The 19,755-nt window shown below is 61.8% G+C and carries 18 protein-coding genes; 13 read left to right on the forward strand and 5 right to left on the reverse strand.

Annotation, left to right across the window (positions count from 1 at the left end; all coding sequences use genetic code 11):
- Nucleotides 1-10: 10 nt before the first annotated feature.
- The 8 genes from Mgrana_RS03685 to Mgrana_RS03720 all read left to right on the forward strand — a co-directional run bounded on the left by Mgrana_RS03685 (nt 11) and on the right by Mgrana_RS03720 (nt 9,109).
- Nucleotides 11-1,111 (forward strand): stage II sporulation protein M, encoded by a 1,101-nt coding sequence (locus tag Mgrana_RS03685; protein ID WP_240631238.1) that lies wholly within the window; start codon nt 11-13, stop codon nt 1,109-1,111.
- Nucleotides 1,112-1,114: 3 nt separating this feature from the next.
- A complete protein-coding gene (locus Mgrana_RS03690; RefSeq protein ID WP_119356254.1) occupies nt 1,115-2,158 on the forward strand; it encodes an NAD(P)H-dependent glycerol-3-phosphate dehydrogenase in 1,044 nt (347 codons plus the stop codon).
- Nucleotides 2,159-2,312: 154 nt separating this feature from the next.
- Entirely contained in the window at nt 2,313-3,071 is a 759-nt protein-coding gene (sufC, locus tag Mgrana_RS03695; protein ID WP_119356255.1) for a Fe-S cluster assembly ATPase SufC, read from the forward strand.
- Nucleotides 3,072-3,095: 24 nt separating this feature from the next.
- Nucleotides 3,096-4,502: a Fe-S cluster assembly protein SufB gene (sufB, locus tag Mgrana_RS03700; RefSeq protein WP_119356256.1), complete on the forward strand. Its 1,407-nt coding sequence runs from the start codon at nt 3,096-3,098 to the stop codon at nt 4,500-4,502.
- A gap of 1 nt (nt 4,503) precedes the next feature.
- Entirely contained in the window at nt 4,504-5,886 is a 1,383-nt protein-coding gene (gene sufD / locus Mgrana_RS03705; RefSeq protein WP_119356257.1) for a Fe-S cluster assembly protein SufD, read from the forward strand.
- A 50-nt stretch (nt 5,887-5,936) separates the two neighbouring features.
- Complete coding sequence (locus Mgrana_RS03710) at nt 5,937-6,245, forward strand: Rieske (2Fe-2S) protein (RefSeq protein ID WP_119356258.1); 309 nt, start codon at nt 5,937-5,939, stop codon at nt 6,243-6,245.
- 77 nt (nt 6,246-6,322) lie between these two features.
- Nucleotides 6,323-8,194 carry an ABC transporter permease gene (locus Mgrana_RS03715; protein WP_119356312.1) on the forward strand — a complete coding sequence of 624 codons (1,872 nt, stop codon included), beginning with the start codon at nt 6,323-6,325 and terminating at the stop codon, nt 8,192-8,194.
- Nucleotides 8,195-8,197: 3 nt separating this feature from the next.
- Nucleotides 8,198-9,109: an ABC transporter permease gene (locus Mgrana_RS03720; protein ID WP_119356259.1), complete on the forward strand. Its 912-nt coding sequence runs from the start codon at nt 8,198-8,200 to the stop codon at nt 9,107-9,109.
- Nucleotides 9,110-9,138: 29 nt separating this feature from the next.
- Here the strand turns inward: Mgrana_RS03720 and cysS are convergent, their stop codons facing one another.
- From cysS to Mgrana_RS03735, 3 genes are all read right to left on the reverse strand, one after another.
- Nucleotides 9,139-10,584, reverse strand: a complete 1,446-nt coding sequence (gene cysS, locus Mgrana_RS03725) for a cysteine--tRNA ligase (protein WP_119356260.1) — start codon at nt 10,582-10,584, stop codon at nt 9,139-9,141.
- A 140-nt stretch (nt 10,585-10,724) separates the two neighbouring features.
- Nucleotides 10,725-11,162, reverse strand: a complete 438-nt coding sequence (locus Mgrana_RS03730) for a type II toxin-antitoxin system RatA family toxin (RefSeq protein WP_119356261.1) — start codon at nt 11,160-11,162, stop codon at nt 10,725-10,727.
- Nucleotides 11,163-11,189: 27 nt separating this feature from the next.
- Nucleotides 11,190-11,639 carry a regulatory protein RecX gene (locus Mgrana_RS03735; protein WP_119356262.1) on the reverse strand — a complete coding sequence of 150 codons (450 nt, stop codon included), beginning with the start codon at nt 11,637-11,639 and terminating at the stop codon, nt 11,190-11,192.
- Between the two features lie 124 nt (nt 11,640-11,763).
- Here Mgrana_RS03735 and Mgrana_RS03740 point away from each other — a divergent pair, with 124 nt between their 5' ends.
- The 4 genes from Mgrana_RS03740 to Mgrana_RS03755 are packed head-to-tail and all read left to right on the forward strand — an operon-like array spanning nt 11,764 to nt 13,833.
- Complete coding sequence (locus Mgrana_RS03740) at nt 11,764-12,462, forward strand: metallophosphoesterase (protein ID WP_119356263.1); 699 nt, start codon at nt 11,764-11,766, stop codon at nt 12,460-12,462.
- Nucleotides 12,459-12,929, forward strand: a complete 471-nt coding sequence (locus Mgrana_RS03745; RefSeq protein ID WP_119356264.1) for a hypothetical protein — start codon at nt 12,459-12,461, stop codon at nt 12,927-12,929. The genes Mgrana_RS03740 and Mgrana_RS03745 overlap by 4 nt, the downstream gene beginning before the upstream one ends.
- Nucleotides 12,930-12,956: 27 nt before the next feature.
- Nucleotides 12,957-13,241, forward strand: coding sequence for an Lrp/AsnC ligand binding domain-containing protein (locus Mgrana_RS03750; RefSeq protein WP_119356265.1), 285 nt, complete (start codon nt 12,957-12,959; stop codon nt 13,239-13,241).
- Nucleotides 13,242-13,269: 28 nt separating this feature from the next.
- Complete coding sequence (locus tag Mgrana_RS03755) at nt 13,270-13,833, forward strand: CPBP family intramembrane glutamic endopeptidase (RefSeq protein WP_119356266.1); 564 nt, start codon at nt 13,270-13,272, stop codon at nt 13,831-13,833.
- A gap of 79 nt (nt 13,834-13,912) precedes the next feature.
- On the opposite strand, the gene Mgrana_RS03760 is transcribed toward Mgrana_RS03755, so the two are convergent.
- Together Mgrana_RS03760 and Mgrana_RS03765 are read right to left on the reverse strand one after the other, a co-directional pair.
- Nucleotides 13,913-14,593, reverse strand: coding sequence for a zinc metallopeptidase (locus tag Mgrana_RS03760; protein WP_119356267.1), 681 nt, complete (start codon nt 14,591-14,593; stop codon nt 13,913-13,915).
- Between the two features lie 97 nt (nt 14,594-14,690).
- Nucleotides 14,691-14,963, reverse strand: a complete 273-nt coding sequence (locus Mgrana_RS03765) for a stage V sporulation protein S (RefSeq protein ID WP_119356268.1) — start codon at nt 14,961-14,963, stop codon at nt 14,691-14,693.
- A gap of 261 nt (nt 14,964-15,224) precedes the next feature.
- On the opposite strand from Mgrana_RS03765, the gene Mgrana_RS03770 reads away from it, so the two are divergent.
- Nucleotides 15,225-19,724 carry a glutamate synthase-related protein gene (locus Mgrana_RS03770; protein ID WP_119356269.1) on the forward strand — a complete coding sequence of 1,500 codons (4,500 nt, stop codon included), beginning with the start codon at nt 15,225-15,227 and terminating at the stop codon, nt 19,722-19,724.
- Nucleotides 19,725-19,755: the final 31 nt, after the last annotated feature.

Below are 19,755 nucleotides of genomic sequence, written 5' to 3' on the forward strand. Positions count from 1 at the left end.
GCTGTTGGGTATGTTGAGCGACTGGCGTTGGGGCCTGGGGTTGGGGGGCGGCCTGCCCCTTTGGTTTCCGGGCTTGCGCTCGGTGATCTGGAAGCTGCTGCTCTGCTTGTGGTTTGGCTCCGCGGTGGCCTTAGCCCAGGCCCCTGCCGAGATTGCCCGCCAGGCGGTGCAGGACTGGCAAGCCGGAAAGTACAGCCTGGACCCTGCTCAGGCCATCGGCAAATCCCCCGAGGAGGCCATCAAGCTGCTCGAGCGCAGCATAGCCTTTGCTCCGCCGCCCTCTGGGCTTTCGGTCAATTTGGGTGAGCCGCAAGTCCAGGCCACCCCAAACGGCACCCTGGTGCGTTTTCCCGCCGCGGTAGGAACCCTGGGGGGCGAGGTGCGGGTCACCTTGCGGGCTGGGGAGGTCACGCGTATTTCCTTTATTCCCCAAGGTGGACAGCTGCCCGGCTGGATTCGCAGCCCGGTGGCCTGGACGCTATTTGTGGGGATTACGTTGGCGTGGTTGTGGTTGCTGCGCGGCCGTACCCCCTTGGGCCGCTGGTGGCGCGAGGGCTGGGCCCTGGTGCGGGAACACCGCCGAACCTACCTGGGGCTCAACCTGCTGCTGTACGGCCTTTACATCCTGGGCTCGGTGCTGGCATACACTGAGCCCCGGTTGGTGCGGTTGCTCCAGGAGATGGTAGGGGGTGCTCTGGAGCAGGTCGGGATAGGGGGTGCGGCGACCGCAGGGCCCCTGGGGTTGGCCTTGGTGATTTTCTACTGGAACCTGACTCGAGGCCTCCTCCTGACCACGGCCCTTCCGGGGATGGCCCTGGGAATTCCGGCCCTGCTGATCAATGCGGTGCGCTATTTCATCTTTGGTTTTGCTTTGAGCCCGGTAGCCCTCCCGACCGGGGCCTTCATCGCTCACATTCCCACCCTGATCATCGAGCTGCAAGCCTATATTTTGGGCACGTTTGGTGGCCTGGTGCTCTTGAACAAGGTGATGAAAGGGGAGGGGTATCGGGCTGGGATCCGGGCCCTGGCCCTGGCCACCTATTTGGGGACCTTCTTCTTGCTGATTGGGGCTTGGTACGAAGCCTTTGAGGTGCTGTATTTGGTGCGCTAAGCCATGTCGCTGACCCTATTGATCCCTGAGGGAGAATCCCAAGCCCAATCCCTCGAGCGGCAGGGGGGGGCCAAGGTTGCGGTGCTTGGGGCGGGGGCCTGGGGCACGGCCCTGGCCCTGCTGGCTTCGTCCAAAGGGGTGCCGGTGAGCTTGTGGGCGCGGCGGCCTCAGCATGCCCAGGCCATGCAGGAGGAACGGCAAAACCGCGAATACTTGCCGGGAGCCCTCTTCCCCGAAAGCCTCCACCCCACCGCCGAGGCCGAAGAGGCCCTGCATGAGGCCCGCTTGGCGGTGGTTGCCCTGCCCTCCAAAGCGATCCGGGAAACGCTGGGCTGGCTGCCCAGGGCTGCAGCGTATGTCTCGGTCACCAAGGGCCTGCAGTTTACCGACCATCACCTCCTCCGCATGAGCCAGGTGATCGAAGAGGTCACGGGGGTAGGCCGGGTCGCGGTGCTCTCGGGGCCCAATCTGGCCGATGAAATCGCCCGGTTCTTGCCTGCCGCAGCTGTGGTGGCCTCCCGCGACCCTGAGCTGGCCTTGCAGGTGCAGCAGGTCTTCTCTGGGGCCAGCTTTCGGGTCTACACATCTTCAGATGTGATCGGGGTGGAATTGGGGGGAGCGCTCAAGAATGTGATCGCTCTGGCAGCGGGTATGGTGGATGGCTTGGGTTTAGGCGACAACGCAAAAGCCGCACTCATCACCCGGGGCTTGCGGGAGATCATTCAGTTTGGGGTGGCCCAAGGGGCCAGTGAGGCCACTTTCATGGGTTTGTCGGGCCTGGGTGACCTGATTGCAACCGCCAGCAGCCCCCTCTCGCGCAACCGCAACGCAGGGGAACGCATCGTTAAGGGGGAGACCCTGGCCCAACTGCAAGCGCAAAAAAATGTGGTCGAGGGCATCTACACGGTCCGGGCGTTGCATGCCTGGGGGTGGGCTACGGGGCTCGAGTTGCCCATTACGGAAGCGGTGTACCGGGTGATCTATGAGGACGCGGATCCCTCGGAGCAGATCGGGGCCTTGATGGGACGGCAGGCCAAGGCCGAATAATCCACGAACAATTACCCCTTGCTGCGCTCGAGGTTGTGCTAAGGGGCCGCCGGGTCGGGCCGGGAGAGAATCCCGACTAAACCACTGTACATTTGGTGGCTACAGCGTATACTCTGTTGCGAATGACTCGCAGTAAGGGTCAGGAGGAATCACGATGGCGAATCAGCTCGAGATCAGAAACCTGCATGCCCGCATCGAAAGCGGCGAGGAAATTCTCAAAGGCGTGAATCTGGTGGTGCCTAAAGGCGAGATCCATGCCGTTATGGGGCCCAATGGCTCAGGGAAATCAACGCTGGCCAAAATTGTGGCGGGCGACCCCAGCTATGAGGTGACCGCAGGGGAGATCTTGGTGGATGGCCAGAGCGTGATGGAGATGGAGGCCGACGAGCGGGCCCGGCACGGGCTGTTTCTGGCTTTCCAATACCCCGTAGAGGTTCCAGGGGTAACCAATGCCAACTTCCTGCGGCTGGCCTTGCAGGCCAAGCTGGGGCAGGATGTGAGCGTGATGGAGTTCTACGGTAAGCTGCAAAAAGCCCTGCAGATCCTCGAGTGGGACGAGAGCATTCTGACCCGCTACCTCAACGATGGTTTTTCCGGGGGCGAGAAGAAGCGCAATGAAATCCTGCAGTTGATGGTTTTGGAGCCCACTTATGCCATCCTCGATGAGACCGACAGCGGCCTGGACATTGACGCCCTGAAGGTGGTCTCTAAAGGGGTTAACGCCATGCGTGGCCCGGGCTTTGGGGCGGTGCTGATCACCCACTACCAGCGCCTGCTTAACTACATCACCCCGGATGTGGTGCATGTGATGGTGGAGGGCAAAATTGTCACCTCGGGTGGGCCGGAGTTGGCCCTGAAGCTCGAGGAACAGGGCTACGAGTGGGTCAAAGGGCTGGCCGTTGCAGCGGGGTAGCGCAACGCTTTAGGGGGATGCATAATGTCCGATTTTGATGTTGCCACCATTGGCAGCGATTACAAATATGGTTTCCGCGACGAGGTAAAACCGGTCTTCAAAGCCGAAAAAGGGCTCAGTCGGCGGGTGGTGGAGGCGATTTCATACCACAAGGGTGAGCCGCAGTGGATGCTGGACTTCAGGCTGAGGGCCTTGGAGATCTATCAGTCCAAACCCGTTCCCACATGGGGAGGGGATCTCAGTGGCCTCAACATGGACGAGATCTACTTCTACGCCAAGCCTACCGAGCAGCGCGATGCCAGGAGCTGGGATGAGGTGCCCGAGGAGATTCGCCGCACCTATGAGAAGCTGGGCATCCCCGAGGCCGAGCGCAAGGTGCTGGCCGGGGTGGGTGCGCAGTACGATTCGGAGATGGTCTACCACCAGGTCAAAGAGGAGCTCCAACGCCTGGGGGTGATCTTCGTCTCCATCGAGGAGGGGCTCAAGCACCACGAAGACCTCTTCCGCGAGTACTTTGCTACCGTGATCCCCCCCGAGGACAACAAGTACGCCGCGCTCAACTCGGCGGTCTGGTCGGGCGGGAGCTTTGTGTACGTGCCCAAGGGGGTCAAGGTAGACCTGCCCTTGCAGGCTTACTTCCGGGTCAATACCGCCGAGCTGGGCCAGTTCGAGCGCACCATCATTGTGGTGGATGAGGGCGCTGATATGCACTACATCGAGGGCTGCACCGCCCCCACCTACACCACCGACTCCTTCCACTCCGGGGTGATCGAGATTGTGGTGAACCAGGGTGCCCGCAGCCGCTACACCACCATCCAGAACTGGTCGCACAACATGTACAACCTGGTCACCCAGCGGGCCTTGGTCAAGAAAGATGCCTACCACATGTGGCTGGATGGTAACCTGGGCTCCAAGCTGACCATGAAGTATCCCAGCAGTTACTTGGTTGAGCCGGGGGCTCGCTCGGATATTCTCTCCATCGCCTTTGCCAGCACGGGCCAGCATCAGGATGCGGGTGGAAAGCTGATCTTTGCGGCCCCCCACACCTCCGGTTCGATCGTCTCCAAGAGCATCTCTAAGGGCTCGGGCCGCAGCAGCTACCGTGGGCAGATCAAGATCTACGAGAATGCCGACCACGCCAAGGTGAATGTGGAATGCGATGCCCTGCTGATTAATGAGGAGTCTCGTACCGACACCTATCCCTACATGGAGATCGAGAACAACACCGCTACGGTAGGGCACGAGGCCACCGTGAGCCGCCTCAACGACGAGCAGATCTTCTACTTGCAGAGCCGGGGCCTGCCCGAGGACGAAGCCGCAGCGCTGATCGTGCGCGGCTTCATCGAGCCGGTGGCCAAGGAGCTGCCGCTGGAGTACGCGGTAGAGCTCAACAAGTTGGTTGAGCTCGAGATGGAAGGGTCGGTGGGCTAAGATGGAACTGACCTCAACCCTCTCCCGCGACCTGGTTTTGCAGGTCTCCAGCACCCTCAATGAACCCGACTGGCTCCGGGCCAAGCGCCTCTTGGCCTGGGAGACCTTCACCAAACTGCCCTACCCCACCCCCCGCACCGAGGAGTGGAAGTACACCGATATCACCGAGGTGCCCTTCGAGGAGCTGGCCCTCGAGCTTCCAGTAGGCCAGTCCTTGACCCGCGAGGCCTTGCCCGCTGAGGTAAAGCTCCGTCTGGAACAGGCCCAGCTTTCAGGGTTCGCGGTGTTTGTGGGGGCCGATCTGGTCTACGCTGAGCTGCCGGAGGAGCTCTCCAAGCAAGGGGTGGTCCTCACCAGCCTGCATGAAGCCCTGCGCACCCATCCAGAGCAGGTTGAGGCCAACCTCTTCAAGGCCGTGAACTGGAACGACCTGGTCGGAGCCCAGGCCAGTCGGCGGGAGAACTCCAAGATCCCCGCGCTCAACGCCGCCCTCTTTACCCACGGGGTGTTCCTCTACATCCCCAAGAACGTGGAGTTCAGCAAACCCATCGGGGTGTTTAAGTACCTCGAGGGCCAGGTTTCCGGCGTAGCCGGTCGCGGAAGCGATGCCCTGGGAAAGCTCTCGAGCTCTCGCACCCTGATTGTGGGCGACGTGAACAGCCAAGGGGTCTACATCGAGGAGTATATTTCTCCCGCTAAAGTGCCGGCCTCGGTCAACACCTCCTCCACCGAGCTGATCCTGGCGCAGGGGGCCAAGCTGCGCCATGCCCACATCCAGACCTTGGGGGAGGGCTTCTACCACTTCCACCGCCAGCGGGCCCACCTAGACCGCGACGCCGCCCTCAACGATCTGGTCGTGGACATGGGCGGCTCGATTGTGCGGGCCGAGGTGCAGTCGGAGATGCTGGGAGCGGGCTCCTACTCGGAGATGCTGGGGCTTTATTTCACCTCGGGAACCCAGCACGTAGACCACTACACCCTTCAGCACCACGTGGCCGATCACGCCTACTCGGATGTGCTGTACAAGGGGGCGGCCAAGGATGGGAGCCGCACGGTGTATGCCGGACTCATCAAGCTCGAGCCCGGGGCTCAGAAGACCGATGCCTACCAGACCAACCGCAACCTGCTGTTGTCTCCAGAGGCCAGGTCGGACAGCGTGCCGCAGCTCGAGATCGCGGCCAATGATGTGAAGTGCTCCCATGGCTCCTCGACCGCTCCGGTAGACCCCATGGAGCTGTTCTACCTGATGAGCCGTGGTCTACCCCAGCACGTTGGGCAGCAGATCCTGGTCAAGGCCCACCTCACCGACGTGTTGACCCGCATTCCCATCGAACCGCTGCGTGAGCACATCGAGCACATCATCGAGGAAAAAGTCCGGCTCTGAGCGCCAGGGGAGCGACCCCCGTATGGATACCTGCGGAGTGTGGTGAAGGCATGCCCTGGATTGCAGTGGCTCGAGTGGAACAGCTCGAGAACGGTCGGGTGGTGGTTAGGGTGGAGGGCGAGAAGACCCCAGTGCTCATCCTCAAGGTAGGGGAGGAGCTGTTTGCCATCTCGGACATCTGCACCCACGACAAAAATCCACTCTCAGATGGACCCATTGAAGGCCATAGCATCAAGTGTACCCGCCATGGGGCCCGGTTTGATCTGCGCACCGGCAAGGCCACCCTGCCTGCCCCCCGCCCGGTGAAGGCCTACCGGGCCAAAGAGGAGGGTGGGCAGATCTGGCTCGAGCTGCCCTGATGAAGAGTTTGTTATCCCTTGAAGACTTTACCGTTTGAGCCTGGTACAGTGTAGAATCCCCCCGATACGGGGTGAAGATGAGTCGGTACTGGTTTCTCGGAGTGAATCTGCTGGTGCTGCTGCTGATGCTGGTAAGCCCTTGGGGCGTGCCGATGCGTGAGTTTGACGGCTCGAGCTATATGCTCAATCCCCTTGGGGCAATTAATCCGGCTGGGCTCAAGCTGCCACCGCTTAACCTGGATTGGCTGACGCCGGCGTTTGGCCTATGGGTACTGATTTTGATTGTGGCCAGCGGGGCCCTGTTCCTGCCGGATGAGCGCAACCGGGCCAGGGTGCTGTACATCCTGGGGGGGGTGGGGCTGGCCCTGTTTGCTCTCGAGGCAATCCTCTTCTATCAGGCCATGGATGCGGCCAACCAGGCTGCGGTAGCGGCTGGAGCCCGCCGTCCCCCCCTGCGCCGCTTTTCCCTTTCGCTGGGGGCCTATGTGGGCCTTTTCTATGCCCTGGGGTTGTTGCTTCTGGCCCGGCTTCAACTGGCGGGTGGGCGGGCTTTTTTGGTCCGTTACCGTGGGCTGATCGTGCCGATGGTGGCCTTGATCCTGGCCATAGTGATCGGAGCCCTGGTGGTAGCGGTGCTGCGCCCAGGGCTAGGCCTGACCGGTGGGCAAGGTGTGGCCCTGCGGGAATTCTTAGCGGCCAAACTGGACCTTGTGACCTATACCTACCAGATCCTCTTCAGCCCAGTGCTCAGCCTGACCGGGATTTTTTCCTCGCTTTCCTTCGCCACCCCGCTGATTTTTGCCGGGGTGGCCGTAGCCTTCGGGTTTAAGGCCGGGTTGTTCAACATCGGTGGGCCAGGGCAGATCACCTTGGGAGCGGTGGCTGCGATGTTGGTGGGGGTTTATGTCCCCGGCCCGGCCTGGGTGGTTCTACCGCTGGCCATCATAGCCACGATGGCGGGGGGGGCTTTGTGGGCGGGGATCGCGGGCTGGCTGAAGGCCCGTTTTGGGGCCAACGAAGTGATCAACACCATCATGCTCAATTACATTGCGGCCTCGGTGTTGCTATTTTTGATCGCCAGCAACACCTATAAGTTCTTTGGCCGCACCGTCACCCTACCCTTCAAAGCCCCAGGGTTTGAGGGGCGCAGCGCCGAGATCCAACCGGGGGCACGCCTCCCTCAGATCATTGATCTTTTGGTTCCTGGGGGGCATTTCTCCTGGGCCCTGCCGTTGGCGGTGCTTGCGGGGATCGGGGTCTATGTGGGGTTGAGGCGGCTCGAGCTGGGGCGACGCTTGCTGGGGGCGACGGGCGCGGTGATTGTCGGTTACCTCTTGGGGGCGCTGATCCCAGGCTTTGCGGTCAAGGTCAGCAGCGATCTGAACTCGATTTTGCTCAACGGTTCTTTTTTGCTGGCGGTGGTGGCCCTGCTCTTCTACAACTTTTTTCTCTTTCGCACCTCGAGCGGCTACGAACTGCGGGCTACCGGGTTAGCCCCCAAGGCGGCTGAGTATGCCGGGGTCAACCTCAACCGCAAGATCATCCTGGCCATGCTGATCTCGGGGGCCTTGGCCGGATTGGTGGCTACCCACTACGTGCTGGGGGGTGGGGTAGATGGGACCTACCGCCTCAAGCAGAGCCTGCCTACCGATGCTGGGTTTTTCGGCATCGCGATCGCCCTGATGGGGCAGAGTACCCCACTGGGAATTTTTCTGGCCTCAGCCCTGTTTGGGGTGCTGCTCTCCGGGGCTACGACCCTCAACGTGCAGCTCGGGATCAGCCGGGATCTGGTCACGGTGTTGCAAGCTTTGATCATCATGTTCATTGCGGTGGGTGGGCTTTTGCCGCGCTACTTCACCGATCCACTGCGGGCGGCCCAGATCGAGACGGAAGACCGGGCCCGCCAGGATGAAGGGGCAGCCAAGGCTGCGAAGGTCGTGGGGGACTAAGCCATGGAAATCGCGATCGCATTGTTTTTCTCTACCTTGCGGCAGGCCACTCCGCTCCTGTTCACGTCCTTGGGGGGGCTGTTTTCTGAGCGAAGCGGGGTGGTGAACATCGGCCTCGAGGGCATGATCCTCTTCGGGGCGGCGGCTTCGGCGATCGGGGTGCAGCGGATCGAGGTGCTCACCGGTGGGGCTCAGGAGTGGTGGATTCCTTGGGTGGGGCTTTTGTTGGGGGCGGCCATGGGGGGGTTGGTTGGGGCCGTTCATGCGGTGGCCTCCATTAAGTACCGCGCGGACCAGATTGTCTCCGGTACCGCGATCAACATTCTGGCCCTGGGGGCGCCCTCCATCTTGCTACAGGTGCTCTATAACAACACCTCCACCTCCCAGGAAGTGGTGAACCGTCTTCCCACGGTCTTTTTGCTGGGGGATCAGCTCTCGATTCTGGTGTTTGTGGCCTTTTTGTTGGTTCCGCTGATCTGGTGGGTGTTGTTCAAGACCCCTTGGGGCTTGCGCCTAAGGGCGGTGGGGGAGCACCCGGAGGCAGCCGAGACCATGGGCGTGAATGTGATTCGGATGCGCTACATAGCGGTCATCCTTTCTGGGGTGCTGGCGGGGGTTGCCGGGGCCTACCTCTCCATCGGTTTCCTTAACCAGTTTGTGCGCAACATGAGCGCTGGGCAGGGCTTTATCGCCCTGGCCGCCCTGATCTTTGGCAAGTGGCATCCCTTGGGGGTGCTGGGGGCAACCCTGCTGTTCGGCTTTTTCCAGGCCCTGGCCATTCAGCTTCAAGGCGGTGAGATTCTGCCCTCGGTGATCATCCAGGCCCTGCCGTATATCCTGACCATGTTGGTTCTGGCCGGGTTCATCGGGCGCAGCAGGCCTCCTGCGGCGGTGGGAAAACCCTACGACAAGTAAGAGCGGTGGGGGCGAGGTTATCGCGTCAACTAAGCCCCCACCTTCCATTTGGGGCCTTCTCGAGTGTCCTCTACCTGTACCCCTAGCTCGATCAGGCGGTCCCGAATGGCATCGGAGAGCTTGAAGTTGCGGTTTTGCCGGGCTTCTTCCCGCACGCTCAGGAGCATTTGCACCAACCCCTCGAGCAGCTCCCCTCCCAGCTGGTGCTCCAACACCCTGGCCGGGAACAGCCCCAGCACCCCCTCGCCCAGCTCGGTGAAAACCCGCTCGGCTCGAGCCAAACTCTCTCGCCCTGGGCGCTCGGCCAGGGCTCGGTTCAGCTCGGTGACAAAGGCGAATAGCGCGGCAATGGCCTGAGGGGTGTTCAGATCGTCGTTTAGGGCGGTCTCGAAGTCGCGCTCGAGGATGTCTAGGGCTGCCTCGAGGCCCGCATGGTGGCCCGAGGGGGCCGCCTGAAGGCGATGGTGCACCTCACGATAGGCGTTGAGCAGCCGCAGATAACCGTTCTTGGCAGCCTCCAAGCCCTCGTCGGTGAAGTCCAGCACGCTGCGGTAGTGGGCCTGCAGCAGGTAGAACCGCACGTACATGGGCTCATGCTTGCCCCGCAACTGGCTGAGCAGCACTAGATTTCCGGTGCTTTTGGCCATCTTCTGCCCGTTTAGGAGTACGTGGTTGTGGTGCATCCAATAGCGGGCAAAGGCGTGCCCGGCTGCCTCGGCCTGGGCAATCTCGGCTTCGTGATGGGGGAATTGCAGGTCTATGCCTCCGGCGTGCAGGTCGAAGCCTTCGCCCAGATACTTGAGGCTCATGGCCGAGCACTCGATGTGCCAACCAGGAAACCCCACCCCCCAGGGGGAAGGCCAGCGCATCAGGTGTTCGGGGTTGGCCCGTTTCCACAGGGCAAAATCGCGCGGGTCGCGCTTTTCCTCCCGCACCTCGACCCGTGCCCCGGCCTCCTCGTCTTCAGGGGTGCGGCCAGAGAGTTTGCCGTACTGTGGCCAGCTGTTCACGCTGAAGTACACCGAGCCATTGGCCTCATAGGCATGGCCTTTGGCGATCAGCTCTTGGGTCAGGGCCTGCTGCTCGAGGATGTGTCCGGTGGCTCGAGGGGCGATGTCCGGACGGAGCACGTTGAGGGCGGCCAGTTCATCGAAGTAGCTCCAGGTATATTTCTCGGCTACCTCCATGGGCTCGAGCTGCTCGAGCTTGGCCCGCCGGGCGATTTTATCCTCGCCTTCATCCGCATCGTCTACCAGGTGCCCCACATCGGTGATGTTGCTGACGAAGCGCACCCGCAACCCCTGCCGCCGCAGCCAGCGCCGCAGCACATCGTAGGTGATGGGGCCTCGAGCATGCCCTAGATGTGGGTCGCCATAAACGGTGGGACCGCAGACATAGATGCCCACATAACCGGGGGTTCCAGGGACAAACTCCTCTTTGCGCCGAGTGAGGGTGTTGTAAATCTGCAAGGGCATAAAACGCTCCAAACGGGGGTACCAAGGGCCACTGGGTAGATGAAAAACGCCGGGATGGAGGCCAAAAGGCACACCATGACCCCGGCGGAAGGGCCAGCCTAACATCGTGGAGCAAAGATCATGCCCTCAAGTGTAGCACATCACGCCGCCTGACAGCGTTCTTTAAGCCCTTGCAGCAGCCCATCGCAGTTTTCCTGCATCAGCTTGAGGATCAGCTTCTGCAAAAGGCCCCCGAAGATGGGGATATTGAGCTCATACTCGAGGTCGAGCACCACCCTGGTGCCCTGGCCCTCGGGCAGAAAACGCCAGGCGCCTTGGTACTTGTCGAAATCCCCCTGTGCACTGGAAAAGGTGTTGCGCAGCTCGCTGTCAAACCATTCCTCGTCCTCAATCCAGCGCACTTTTTTGCCCATTGCTACCGCCACCCATTCTGATCTCGAGCGGCTTCCGTGGGCCTCGAGGACCCGCAGGCTCTCCACGTCCTTGAGGAAGGGCTTGAGCCCTTCTAGATCCTTAGCGGCGGCGTACACCTGGGCTGGAGGCTGGGGAATAAACAGTTCCGATCGCACGGTAGGCATATCCCCAGCAGTTTACCGCGCAGCGATTCATCCAGGGGAGGTAAAGCGTTGCCAGGCCTCGAGCGCCTCTCCCAGGGCATAGCCCCGCCCGACCAAAAAACGAATGGCCTTGGACTTGTTGCCCTTGTAGCGGGCCTGATGGCGCTCGAGCAGCCCCACCGCTTGGCTCACCGGGTCGTTTTCAGGCTCGAGCTGGTCCAGCACCCGGTCCACCACCGCCGGGCTGACCCCTTTCTGCAGCAACCCTCGGCGAACCTTGGCCCTGCCCCAGCGCCCGGCGTACATTCGGGCGTACCCCTCGGCATACTGAGCATCTTCGAGGTAGCCCAGGGCCTTGAGCTGGCCGATCACCGGCTCGACCACCTCAGGCTGGGCCCGCCGGGTCAGCTTGCGCCGCAGCACCGCCTCGGAGTAAGCCCGTGCGGCCAGGATCCGAATGGCATACTGGAAGAGCGCATCAGGGCCCTCGTCCTTCATCCTTCTACCTTACCGCTCGAGCCAGGTTCTGACCATTACATAACCGCCCTTGACTCTGGCCGCCTGGCCCACCACACTAAAACCCGCTCTCGGGCTCCGCCGAGCCCAGGCCCGAACCCTGCTTATGCGTGTATTTGCCATTGCCGATCTTCACCTCTCGAGGGGTTTCCCCAAGCCCATGAACGTGTTTGGACCCCTATGGGAAGGCCATCCTCAGGCGGTATTCAGCCGGTGGCGCGAGGTGGTGCAAGAGGACGACCTGGTGATTGTGGCCGGGGACATCTCCTGGGCCATGAGGCTAAAGGAAGCCATGCTGGACCTCGAGGACCTTCAGCAGCTTCCCGGTACCAAGGTTTTGCTGCGGGGGAACCACGACTACTGGTGGCCCTCCATCACCCGGCTGCGCCAGATTTTGCCCGCCAAGATGCACGCCCTGCAAAACGATTCCCTGCTGATCGGGGATCTGGCGATTGCGGGAAGCCGAGGCTGGGACACCCCTGGGAGCTATGGTTTTGGGGAGGAAGACCAGAAGATCTACCGGCGTGAGCTCGAGCGCCTCGAGCTCTCCCTAGCCAGCACCCGCTCTCTGGCCTATCAACACCTGGTGGTGGCCCTGCATTACCCACCCTACTCTGCCAGCGGCGGTCCTACCGGCTTCACCGAGCTGATCGATGCCTACCGACCCTCCTGTGTGGTTTACGGCCACTTGCATGGGGCGGACCCGGCCCGCTTACCGCAGGATTGGAACGGGATTCCCCTGCACTTTGTTTCTGCCGATGTGCTGCGCTTCAGGCCAAAATTGATTCTGGAGGGGGCCTCATGAACGGACAGGAGGCGTTGCGGCATATCCTGGCAACCCTGGCCTATCGGATGCGGCGGACCCTTCGGGGCATACCCGAAAGCTTCTGGGGATTCGAAGGACGGGATGGGGCTCCTACCCCTCAGGGTATCCTGCAACAGACCAACAGTGGGTTGATCTATGCTCTGCTGGTGCTTCAGACCGGCGATTATGGTTACCATACCGACCTCAGGGCTTTAGACCCTCCGGGGGAGACGGCACGCTTTTACACCACCCTCGAGGCCCTCGATCACGAGCTTTCCAATCGGGCCGACCTTTCGGATGACTTGTTGCTGCGGGTGCTGCAAGGCCCTTTGGCTGAGGCCATGGCCCGAATTGGGCAACTCCTTCAGCTTCGTGATCTGGCCGGCATACCGGCGGAGGAGGAAGACTTCATCGAGGCCCGGATTCGCTGGGGTCAGGTTGGTCCTGAGCTACCGGAGCTCGAATAAGCCCGGAAGCAGAAGTATCATGGCCACATGATTACCGCCTTTGTGCTGATCCAGACTGCACGGGATGCCACCGCCGAGACCGCCGAAGCGGTAGCCGAGATTCCTGGGGTGGCCGAGGTTTATTCGGTGACCGGGGAGTGGGATCTGGTGGCGGTGTTGCGCTTTGCGGATTTTGAACAGCTGGACGACATTGTGACGCTGGGGCTGCGCAAGCTCAAGGGAATTGCCCGAACCCAGACCCTGTTGGCGTTTCGGGCATACCCCAACAAGCTGCTCGAGCAGGGCTTCAATATCGGCTCAGAGGGGGCTTAGCCCCTAAGCTGGGGGGCGCACAAGGCCAATGTTTCGGATTTTCTCGCTGCTTCAGCTGGGGCTATTTCTGCTGGGCTCAACCTGGATGGCCCTGGCGGGATACCCGGTGCTGGGGAGGCCCGACCCGCTGCGGGATCTGGTGGCCTTTCTCCTGCTGTTCTACGGCCTAATGGGTCTCGAGCGGCTTTTCTCCCGGTTGTTTCCCAACAGCTTTAAGGCTTCCGAGGCCCTACACGCCCAGATCGGTGCGGTGCTGCGTTCCCAGGGCATGACCCACCCCCAGGCCCTGATTCTGGCCCTGGCTTCTGGGCTGGGCGAGGAAACCTTGTTCCGGGGAGCGCTTCAGAACGCGCTGTTCGGGGGCTGGGTGGGGGTGGGGCTTCAGGCGGGGGTGTTTGCCCTGCTGCACCCCGTGACCGATCGGCGAGCCTGGAGCTACCCCGTGTTTATCTTCCTGGGTGGGCTGTTGTTTGGGGCCACCTATCACCTTACCGGTAGCTTGATTCCGGGGATTCTGGCCCACTATCTGCACAACGCTCGAGGGTTCTACCAGCTGCTCGAGGAGCAGCCGTCGGCCCAGGAGGGGCCCTAGGGACCCTCAGCAAAACCGTCCGCCTCAGCGGGCGGACGGAGCGGCGAATTGGGTTTGCGGAAGCTCCGCGCCTACCGGCTCATTCCTCCCGGCGGCCCTGCACAATCGAGACGTAGTAGAGGATCTGGGCCAAGGAGTTGGCCAGCGCAGCCACGTAGGTCATGGCCGCAGCGGTGAGCACGGCCCGGGCCCCTCCCATCTCACCGGGGCTCAGGAAGTTCATCTTCCTGAGGTTGACCAGGGCTCGGCTCGAGGCATCGAACTCAACCGGTAGGGTGATGAGCTGAAACAAAGCGGCGGCCGCGAACAACCAGATGCCGATGCTCATCAGCCCGGTAGCATTCATGAACAAGCCGATGATGAAGATCCAGGGTCCCAGGGTGCTGCCGAGGTTGGCCACCGGCAAAATGGCGTGACGGATGCGCAACGGGGCATAGCCCTTAGCATCTTGAATGGCGTGCCCGACCTCGTGGGCCGCTACCGCCAAAGCCGCAGCCGAGGGTGAGGCGTAGTTGGGTTCAGAGAGGCGTACGGTTTTGGTGGTGGGGTCGTAGTGATCGGTGAGGGCCCCTGGGGTGGGCTCAACCCGAACATTTTGTAGACCGTAAGCATCCAAGATGGCTTTGGCGACCTCAGCTCCGGTTAGGTCCCTCGAGTTGGCTATCCGGCTGTATCGAGCATAGGTGGCTTGTAGCCAAAACTGGATGATCAGTGTGGCGATAAAAACCAAGATGACCAGCAGGTATGCAGGTGTAAAGATTATTGTCTATCACCTCCCAAGCTATACGGTAGCAAATGTGGGGTCAGCTCGCTGAGACCCAGCTTACTAGGCTGGATTGGGTACAAATGCCCCCGCCTCAGGGGGCTAGCGGCTGGCTGCGAATGGTGAAGCGCAGCGCGGTACGCTCCTCGCTCTCGAGCTCGAGCTTGACAAAAGCGGGCTTGACCACCAAATCCAGGTTATCGGGGGCAATGTAACCTCGAGCGATGGCGATGGCCTTGACAGCCTGGTTCACAGCGTCAGGGCCGATGGCCTGGACCTCGACCTCGCTTTGTGAGCGTAGCAGCGCGGCAATGGCACCGGCGACGGAATTGGGACGGGACTTGCCAGATACGCGCAGCGTTTCCACGATACCTCCTCGGCGCAACGCTTCCTTATCCTAAATAAGTGCATTGTAGGGGCTGAGCTGAACCACTGTCAACAAAATGCGATCAGGTTCGGGTTTTTGAGTGTGCCCCTGGATGGCCCCGGGTTTTGCAGAACGGGCTTTGGGCGGGTTTTTATCGGCTTGCGATTGACGAGATAAAAACCCCTCCGTATACTGCTTCAAACCCGCGCAAACTTATGCGCGGCCATCCCCCTTCAACTTGAAGCGCGCCCGGAGGCAAGAGTGACCGAGTTCAGTAAAGCATATCCTGGTATACCAAATGGCCGAGACGCCTGCGGGATCATTGCGGTCGTGGAGAAAAGTGCCAAGCCCAGCCATTCCAACGTGCAACGGGCCCTCGACAGCCTCTACAAAATGGCCCACCGAGCGGGGCTAATTCGAGGGGAGGGGGATGGGACCGGCATCCAAACCGACCTTCCCCGGGAGCTTTGGGCGAGCTATCTTTATGAGGCCGGGCTGGATAGCAATCTAGCCCAGAACCCACGCTTTTTCGTGGGGCACTTCTTTGTGCCCCGGAGCGAAGGGGCCCGGGTGCAGGAGCTCTTTGACCTGTTTCGGGTAGAGGGCAGCAAGCGTGGGATCAAACTCCTCACCGAGCGCAAAGGAGAGACCAACGCCCGGGTGCTGGGCCCGGTGGGCAGGCGCACGGAGCCCCTGTTTTATCAGGTTGCGGGGCTCTCCAGCGATGGGGATGGGCCACTGTGGGAGCTGGGGGTTTTGCTCGAGCAGCGTTTCCCCGTCCATGTGGTCTCGCTCTCAACGGCCAGCGTGGTGTACAAGGTGCGGGGCTCGGCTGAAATCCTGAAGCGCTATTTTCCTGAGCTTTCTCGAGCCGAGTTCAAATCGGCCATCACCCTAGGCCACAATCGCTACTCCACCAACACCATGAGCACATTTGAGGCGGTGCAGCCATTTGGTTTGCTCGGCCATAACGGTGAGATCAACACCATCGAGCGCCTGCGCCGGGAGGGGACTTTCCTGGGGATCCCGCTCACCGGAGGTTCAGACTCGCAGGATTTGAACCGGATGCTGGAGGGGTTGCTCTATCGTTTTGGGCTTTCCCTGCCTGAGGCCATAGACCTCACCTTCCCGCCGATTCTAGGGGAGATCAAGAACTACAGCCCGGCCCTGCAAGACCTCTACATGAATCTGCGCCAGCGCTTGGGGGCCTTGGCCCAAGGCCCGGCGGCATTGGTGACCCGTCACCGTGAGGAGGCGGTTTTCGCCACCGATGCGATGGGGTTGCGCCCGCTATGGTTTGTGGAAACCGAGGAGGAGTACGTTTTCAGCAGCGAGCGTGGGGTATTCACCGTTGAGGAGTTTGTGGGGGAGCCACGCCCTTTCGCCCCCGGGGAGAAGGCCTATCTGCGCTTGACCCCTGATGGTGCCCGGTTGTTCCCTTATGATCGCCACCAGCGGTTGGTGCTGGAGCGCATACTTTCCAAGGCTCATAGCCTCGAGGGCTACGCCGCCCACCTTGGAGGCCCCCGCTATGAATCCATACCCCCGCTTGCTGGCGGCAGCGAGGCCGCAGTTGAGGAAAAGCCGGCCCCGCCGAGCCTCAACCTCGAGCGGGCCTATGGCTGGGATCGGTGGGATGCAGGGTACCTCGAGGCCTTGAGCGAGAGCGGCAACGAGCCGATTGGCTCGCTGGGGTACGATGGACCCATTGCTGCTCTAAACCCTGAGAAGCCCAACCTCTCGGAGTTCCTCAAAGAGACGGTGGCGGTCGTCACCAACCCGGCAATTGACCGCGAGCGCGAGATTGAACACTTCTCGACCCGCACCCTCCTGGGGCGCCGCCCGCTTCCCGATGGGCGTGGGGCCGGGCATGTGGAAGAGCTGGTGGTGCCGGTATTGCTCGAGGAAACGGCCCCGAGTGTGGCCGCCATCGTCCAAGGTCAGGGCACGCTTACCCATGAAGAGGCCCTTCGGCGCTTCCAGCATGTGATCATTCCGCTGCAGTTCTCGATTGAGGAGGGGGTTGCGGCTGGGCTCAAGCGCCTCCAAGAGACCGCCATAGAGGCTGCTCGGGGTGGGGCGGAGCTGATCGTTTTGTCGGACCGCCAGGCCTTCGAGGGTGGGGTTTGGTTGGATGCCTACTTGGCGCTTTCAGCGGTAGGGAGGGCCCTCGAGGAGGCTCGAGACCCTGAGGGAATCAGCCTGCGCCGCCGCACCTCGATCCTGGTTCACTCCGGTGGGGTTCGCAACCTGCACGATGTGGCGGTTTGCTTGGGTTTGGGCGCGGATGCGGTGACCCCCTGGTTGATGGCGCATAAAGCCCAGGCCCTCAGGGGAACCCTAGGACTCCAAAACCTTCTCGAGGGCCTCAAGAAGGGCTTGGAAAAGGTCATCTCGACCATGGGCATCCACGAGGTGCGCGGGTATGGGCGCATCTTCAGCGCCATTGGGCTCAAGCCGGATCTGGCCGAAATCTTGGGGGTTCGCAACTTCCTGGGTTCGGAGCAGGCCGGGTACGGGTTGCATGAGCTCGAGCGCACCGCCCTCGAGCGCCTGAACTGGCTGCATGCCGAGAAGGTGTTGCCGGCCAAGGACTTCCGCTTTAACTCGCGCATCTTCAAGGCCGCGATGGAGGTCTCTGCGGGGGAGTCGCCCTATGAGCACTTTCAGGAAAAGGTGCGGGGACTCGAGCACGAGTCCCCGGTGGCGGCCCGCCAGCTTTTGGGAGTGCGGTTCCTCGATAAATCCGAGGTGGGCCCCGAAGAGGTGGACCTAAGTGTGGGGGGGCATTCGCTGCCCTTTGTCATCACCGCAATGAGCTTTGGCTCCCAGGGGGAGGCCAGCTTCCGGGCCTATGTCGAGGCGGTACAACAGCTCAACATGGTCTGCATCAACGGCGAGGGGGGAGAGATCCCCGATATGCTGGGCAAATACACCCACTGGCGCGGTCAGCAGGTGGCCTCTGGGCGCTTCGGGGCGCATGCGTACATGCTGAACTCCGCTGGGTTTATTGAGATCAAGATTGGGCAGGGAGCCAAGCCCGGCGAGGGGGGGCATCTGCCGGGTAAGAAGGTCACCGCTAAGGTGGCTGCGGCGCGCAATGCCGTACCCGGTGTGGATTTGATCTCGCCTTCGAACAACCATGACCTATACTCCATCGAGGACCTGGCCCAGCTGATCGAGGAACTAAAGACGATCAACCCCAAGGCCAAGGTCTCGGTCAAGGTTCCGGTGATCCCAGGAATTGGCACCATCGCGGTGGGGATCGCCAAAGCGGGAGCGGACGTCATTGCGCTTTCAGGATTCGAGGGCGGTACGGGGGCGGCAAGGTGGCATGCGCTCAAGTATGCCGGTATGCCGGTTGAACTGGGGGTGCGCCGGGCCCACCGAGCCCTGGTGCGCGCGGGGATGCGGGACCGGGTGGAGCTTTGGGCCGATGGAGGCCTCAAAACTGCCTATGATGTTTTGCGCATGGCCCTGCTGGGGGCCGATCGGGTGGGGATGGCGACCATGGCGATGGTGGCCATCGGTTGTACCATTTGCCGGCAGTGCCAGATGGATACCTGCCATGTGGGGATTGCTACCCAGATTGAAACCCTCGAGCAGGCCCAGTCCCACGGCCTCAAGCGCTTCGTGCCCCAAGACCGCGAACGGGCGGTGGAGCAGTTGGTCGCCTTTTTCTCGGCCAAAGCTGCCGAATTGCGCAAGCTGGTGGCCGCTCTGGGCGCGACCTCGCTCAAGGAGTTGGTTGGGCGCAGCGATCTGCTGTTCCAGGAAGCCCACACCGAAGCGCTGGACCTCTCCTACTTCTTTGCCCCGGTTTCCGCTCCGGAGTGGCTCGAGGAGCGCTCGGCGCATGTCCTGCGCAAGCCGCTCAACCAGCTCACCCGCAGCATCACCGAGGTGGTGACGGAGGCTTATGCCGAAGGGGGGCGCGAGCTCCTGTTCCAAGAGGGGCCTGTAGGCAGCACCGATCGGGCCCTGGGAACCCACCTGGCCGGTGAGATTGCCCGCCGCCGGTTGTATGGCAAAGGCTGGGAAGCCAAGGTGGAGCTCCGCTTTGATGCGGGTTCGGTGGCCGGTAACGGTATGGCGGCCTTCAACGTGGAGGGGCTCGAGGTCATCGTCGAAGGCGGGGCTCAGGACGGCATCGCCAAGAACGCGTATGGCGGCAGAGTGGCCATCCTCAAAGGACGCAACCCCTTTGGGCAGTACGTAGACGGCAGTGTGGGCAAATCCTTTGCCTATGGAGCTATCGGAGGGATGTTGATTGTAGAGGGGCAGGCCGATAGCCGCTTCTGCATTCGTCTTTCAGGGGCCGATGTGGTGCTGGCGGGGGAGCCCGAGCGTCCCGTACAGGATGAGCTGGGGAACATCGCCGCGAGGGCCCAGGCCAAGGGCTTTGCCTTCGAGTACATGACCCGGGGCCGGGCAGTGGTGCTGGGTGACCCCGGCCCCTGGATTTGCTCAGGAATGACCGGTGGGCGCGTCTATCTGCGCTACTGGAAGGAGATGGGCCTCACCGAGGAAGCGATGCGCCGCCGGTTGGCGAAGGGAGCCAAGGTGGTGGTGCAGCCCCTCGACGAACGAGGAATAGCCGACGTACGCGAGCTGATGAGCGCTTACTTGGATGCCCTGCGGGAGGCCGAGCGCGACGAAAAAGCCGAGCGCTTGCTGCGCTTGCTGGCCGACCCGGCCCTGCACTTCCGCATGGTCGTACCCGCCAATCAGCAGGTAGTTCAGGAGGTCAGCACCGAATAGCGCCGACCTCGAGGATGTACCGAAACCGTTG

Origin of the sequence: Meiothermus granaticius NBRC 107808 (assembly GCF_003574355.1) — a bacterium.
GTDB lineage: Bacteria > Deinococcota > Deinococci > Deinococcales > Thermaceae > Meiothermus > Meiothermus granaticius.